The sequence below is a fragment of the Trinickia mobilis genome, assembly GCF_017315705.1.
Lineage (GTDB): Bacteria > Pseudomonadota > Gammaproteobacteria > Burkholderiales > Burkholderiaceae > Trinickia_A > Trinickia_A mobilis.
This window is the reverse complement of the sequence record NZ_JAFLRF010000024.1, coordinates 80812-85963: the sequence shown is the minus strand read 5'-3', so window position 1 is coordinate 85963 and position 5152 is coordinate 80812. Positions and strand designations below refer to the sequence as shown.

3 protein-coding genes are annotated in these 5152 nt (G+C 60.4%); all 3 read left to right on the top strand.

What is annotated here, in order from left to right; all coding sequences use genetic code 11:
- A partial coding sequence (locus J3489_RS25900; protein ID WP_207002951.1) for a hypothetical protein occupies positions 1–1404 on the top strand: 1404 nt, incomplete at its 5' end.
- A gap of 152 nt (positions 1405–1556) precedes the next feature.
- Positions 1557–2669 carry an EscU/YscU/HrcU family type III secretion system export apparatus switch protein gene (locus J3489_RS25895; protein ID WP_207002949.1) on the top strand — a complete coding sequence of 371 codons (1113 nt, stop codon included), beginning with the start codon at positions 1557–1559 and terminating at the stop codon, positions 2667–2669.
- 102 nt (positions 2670–2771) lie between these two features.
- The coding region (locus tag J3489_RS25890; RefSeq protein ID WP_207002941.1) for a hypothetical protein at positions 2772–5152 on the top strand (2381 nt) is incomplete at its 3' end.

Below are 5152 nucleotides of genomic sequence, written 5' to 3'. Positions count from 1 at the left end.
AACCGGGTCAACGGCCAGCTCGGGTATCCGCTCGGACCGACGCGCCCGCCTAAACTCCCGAGGTTGGAGCCGGGCGACGCGAACGTCGATGGGAACCCACCGATACCCGCTCCCGGCGACTTCGATATGGACGACTTCGAACGCGACTTCAATCGCTACCAGCCCGACTTCGACATAGACGACTTCGAACGCGACTTCAATCGCTACCAGCCGCAAGAACAAGCCGTAGAGCCTCCCGGCGGCCAGGACCGCCCGAGTAATCTTACCGCCGAACAAACGGAGATGATGAAAAAATATCTTTCGAAGTTTTATACAGCTCCGGAACTAGAAAAAAAATACAACTTTAAACATCACTCAATAAAAGCAACAAAAAACAAAATTAAAAAAAACTCCGCGCAATATCCAGGCTTCATTGAAAATAACAATCCTTATCTATATGCACACGGAAACTACGGCCATCTCAACAGGGAAATGCTATATAGGGAATTCAAAAATAGCGACTCGTCGATTTCCGCTCTCTCAAAAAAATACAAGACAGACGAAAATATCATACAGGAAATATTGAACGACCAGGAACGGCTTCACGAGCACGGGTCTGCCGATGTCGATATTATTGACCTCACATCGCCCGACCCAGGACCTGCACGCCTTTCCGATCGAGATATCGAAATAGCAAAGAAATATATTTCAAAAATGTACACCGCGAAAGAGCTCGCCGCCAAATATCGCATCCCACGTTCAATGGTGAGTCAATTTAGAAACCATATCATTAGCAATCCAGACCTGTATCCCGAGATCGTAACAAAGCCTGCCCCATGGCTCGTATCAACTCGAAACTACAGCCAAATAAACAGGGCGCGACTACTTTCCGAATCGAATAGGGGATTCTCGTCAAAACAGCTTTCCGAGCAATATGGCATCGACGAAAAAATAATAAATGAAGCCTTGGACAAAGCGCGACGAGAAAAAAATGACGCCCCGGACAACGCACGGCGGAACGATCCTAGAATTATCGCGCATCAGGGAAAAGTGCTTCGCACCGAGAATCGGGAAAGAACGCTTGCGGACCTTTCCATGGAAACCAGGGAAGTGATTCTTCAAGAGGGCAGAAACGGATGGAGTCGCCAGCAACTCGCTCGACGACATCAAATACCGGAGAGCATCATCGATGACCTCGCTGCTGATGACGACGTAAATCCAGGGCGATATGGCTACCCTGCCTCGCTTATCTCGCGGAACGACAGAATAGATATTTACAACATTGCCCAAGACGGTGAGGAGGGCGTAAGACACGCGAGCGAAGAATACGGGCTGACCGAGAATTCCGTCAGACGGATCGTCGAGCACGTCAGAAGACACGCGCCCAACGGAGACGCATCCAATTTGCCGATGGATCTTGACTGACTTGAACGCCCCATGCGGCGCGGCGAAGCCGAACGCTGACCGGCGGAACGGGAAACGGGTGCGATGGAACCGCTGATCGACGCGCACGCGCCGCCGTTCGCCGAGTTCCTGCACACGCCGATCTTGCGCGCGCCTTCGGTGAGCGCCGTGCCATGAGCGACAAACCCCTTCCGCCGACCCTCAAGCGCATACACGACGCGCGCCTGGAAGGCCAGGTGCCGCACAGCCGCGACGCACTCAGTCTGGTCACCCTCGCGCTCGTGTTCGAAGCCGTATTCGCCGTCGCCGGATACGGCCGCGACCGCTTCGCCGCCGTGCTTGGCGCCGCCCTCTTACACGCCGCCAACCCCGCGCCGGGCACCGCGTTCGCCCTGATTGGCCAAGACGCAATCGCGCTGTTCATGATGTTCAGCGGCACGATCCTCGGTGTCGCCGTGCTGGCCGTGCTGGCGGCGACGTGGAGCACCGTCGGCTTCGTCTATGCGCCCAAAGCGTTCGAACAAGGCATCAAGCGCCTCAATCCCGCGAAGTATTTCCAGAACCTTTTTTCGTCGAAAACCCTCGCCGAACTGGCGATGTCGTTCGTGAAATTCGGCGTCATCGGGGCGGTGGTCGCGGTGTGCGTGCTGCACGCGCTGCCGCAGCTACCCTTGCTTGCGATCGCGACCCCGGATTCCGCCTTCGACGCGATGCTTTCGCTGACCCGCAGCACCGTGCGGGCCGCGCTTGCGGCGATGCTGCTGCCCACCGCCATCGACGTATTGCTCAAGCGCGTGCTGCAACTTCGCTCGCTGCGGATGGGCCATGACGAGGTGCGCCGCGAATACAAGGACACCCAGGGCGATCCGCAGATCAAGTCCGCCCGGCGCGGCCTCGCCATGCAGTGGGCCGCCGAGGACGAACAGTCGAAGCGCCTGAACGCGAACGCAGTCATCGCGAACCCGGAACACTTCGCGGTGGCGCTGCGCTTCGTGGAACACGACACGCCGGTGCCGCTCGTCGTCTGCCGGGGCGCCGACGAGGCTGCCCTCGAATTGCAGATGAAGGCGCGCCGCGATGGGATTCCGGTCATCCGGTTTCCGCGGCTCGCCCGTGCGCTGCACGCTCACGGCGTCGACCACGACCCGATTCCCCCCGATACCTATGCGGCGGTCGCCCTCGTTTATCACTTGATCGAAACGATGGAAGAAACAGCGGGAGACGATCTGGATCTATCCGACCTGGACGACGAGGGCGTCTTCCCCGATGACAGCGAGCCCGCCTGATCGACACTGGCTTCGATTCGCGGAACCCGCGCGGCCAGGCGTGCCACTCATCAGCAACTCGGCTGCGGCCCGGCTTGGCAAGCTTCGCTCGGGAAACGATCCATGAAACTACCGGTATTGAGCATCGGCGCGCTGTTGGCGAGCCAATCATTTCATCCTGACGCGCCGACGCGGACCGAGGATCGCCTGCGGCCATCGAACGAGACGGACGAATCCCCGGGCGCACCAGCGGGTCAGGTCGAGCCTGACGACACAGCCCGGCCGTTCTTCAGCCATGCCGAGCCAGGCCCCGGCGACGAGGCGGTTGCCGCGCTCAATGCGGACCTGCCGTTCGACGAATTCGTCCGGCGGACGGCGCCGCACTCGACGGCCTGGGCGCGCGTGCGCGAGAACAATGCAAAACACGCGATGGCGCAAGCGCTGCCGATGCCGTCGCAGGCCGCGCGGCCACGACAACAGCGCGTCAAGCGGCAGGAGCGCTCGACGTCCGCACCGAACGCGACGGTCCGAGGCTACACGCTTGCTGACTGGACCGGCTTGGACCAGCCGCAAAAAGTCGAGCGCGCGATGATCGAGCTACTGATGCGCGAGAAAGGGCTCGCCGAACCGGCGGCCGCCGCGCGGCTGAAGCATCTGCGTCAACCGCTGACCGATGTGCTGGCCAACGAGGCCAACCTGCGCGAAGCGCAATCGCAAGGCAACCACCTGCTTCGCGTCGATCGTCTGCTGAAGATCGAGATGCAGTTGCGGGAATTCCTTGCCTTCCACCGCGAGCCAACTCACGCGCAAGTGTCGGCGCAAGCGTCGGCGCTGTTCGCGCGAGACTCGCTCCCCCCGGTGCAGGTCAGCGACATCTACGTTTACGCGCTGCAGGAATCCCTCACGAGCTGGGTCGATCTCGCCAAAACCCGGATGTCCCAGCGTCGCCCCCTGGAGTTGCTCGCGGCCGTGCTGCACCGGCATGGGCAAACGCTGCCCGCCGACTTCTATGACGGCGCCGCGCTCAAGGATCCCTGGCACCTGCGGCTAATAGACGAAGCTAGTCTGCTGTACAACCAGATGTATCACGGTGACATGCTCGCCGGAATCGACGGCGGGTCAGATGGAAAGATGCATCTCTGCGAGCAATTCCTTCGCGCGGTGTCTTCCGACCGAGCAGAGCAGAAACGACTCGATGCGCTGCTCGCCTCGGCCGGCAACCGGGCCGATATCCATTTCGACGGCTTCGCGGTGCGCAACGCGTTCAACCTGAATTTCGACGATCTGGCCAAGCGAGCATCGCTGTATCGCGCTCCGGCATTGGCCGAACTCAGCGCAACGCAAAGAGCCGCGCTGCTGAAAGAGAAGTTCGCGGCCGTCGGAGAGAGCGAGCAATACCGTATCGGTACCCCCCAGCATTCGCTGGCCAGCACGGTGATCCGCGTGCTCGAGCATCAAGGCCAGCCCGTGCCGAAGCGCTTCGACAGCGATCGCGCCCTCCTTGAACAGTTCCAGAAAATAGAGAAAGACTGGGCTGAGAAGCGTCACTATCCGATCCATCCGCGACTGTTGTTCGCGCTTCATCTGGCGCATTCGCGCGGCGCGGAGATCGCCGGGAAAGATTGGAAAGCGCGTGCCTGGGCAAAGCCCGATCTGCCTGAAGCCAAGAAGCTCCTGCAAAGGCATTTGCCGGAAGTGGCGATCCCTACCGACCCCGAAGAGCGACAGGAATTGCTGCTGGGATGGTTCAAGGACAAGAAGATGCGATTCAAGGACATCGCTCTCGGCACCTCCACCACCCGTTCCGCGAACTTGGCGGCGCAAGCGGATAAGTGGACCGTGATCTTCGCGGGACATGAAGTGATCGAAGGAGAGGACTGGCGGGCGAAAACCCGCGCGCTGCTGCGCTATGCCGGCGAAGCATTGCGCGCGTCGTATGGCAGCCCCCCCCGGTTCGATCGCCGAGCGGCCGCCACCGCCATCCTGCACGCCCATGGGGTGAGCGACGCCGACCTGCAAAAACAGTTCACATACACCATCGCCGACGGTGGGCTGTTATCGCAACATCCGATCCCGGGACGCGGCACGCTGGTTGACGAATTTCTGCAGCGAGCAGCCTTTGGCGGCCTCGCTCGCTCCCGGACGCAAACGCTTCCCGGCGGCAACACAATCGATGCCCGGCAGGAACTCAAACCGTTCGAGGAGCGTTTCAACCAGGGGCTGCTTAAAGACCCCTGGGTGCGCGCCACCGCCCGAGAAAATCTCCGCAAGCGCCAAGCCCCGTTGACCGTTCCGAACATCGACGCGGAGGCAAAGCAAATCGCCGACCGCTATCAGGTTCCGATAGAGCCAAGCGAGTTCTCCTGGGACACCCTGATCGATTTCATCCCGGTGATCGGCCCCCTCTACGACATCGAGGAAGGCATTCGCCATCAGGATGCGACGCGTGCGATTCTCGGCACCCTCTTTCTTGGCCTGGACGCGCTCTTCATCGGCTTCAGCGG

Coding starts and splice junctions, on each gene's coding strand:
- J3489_RS25895 (WP_207002949.1), top strand. CDS start 1,557: ATGAGCGACAAACCCCTTCCGCCGACCCTCAAGCGCATACACGACGCG.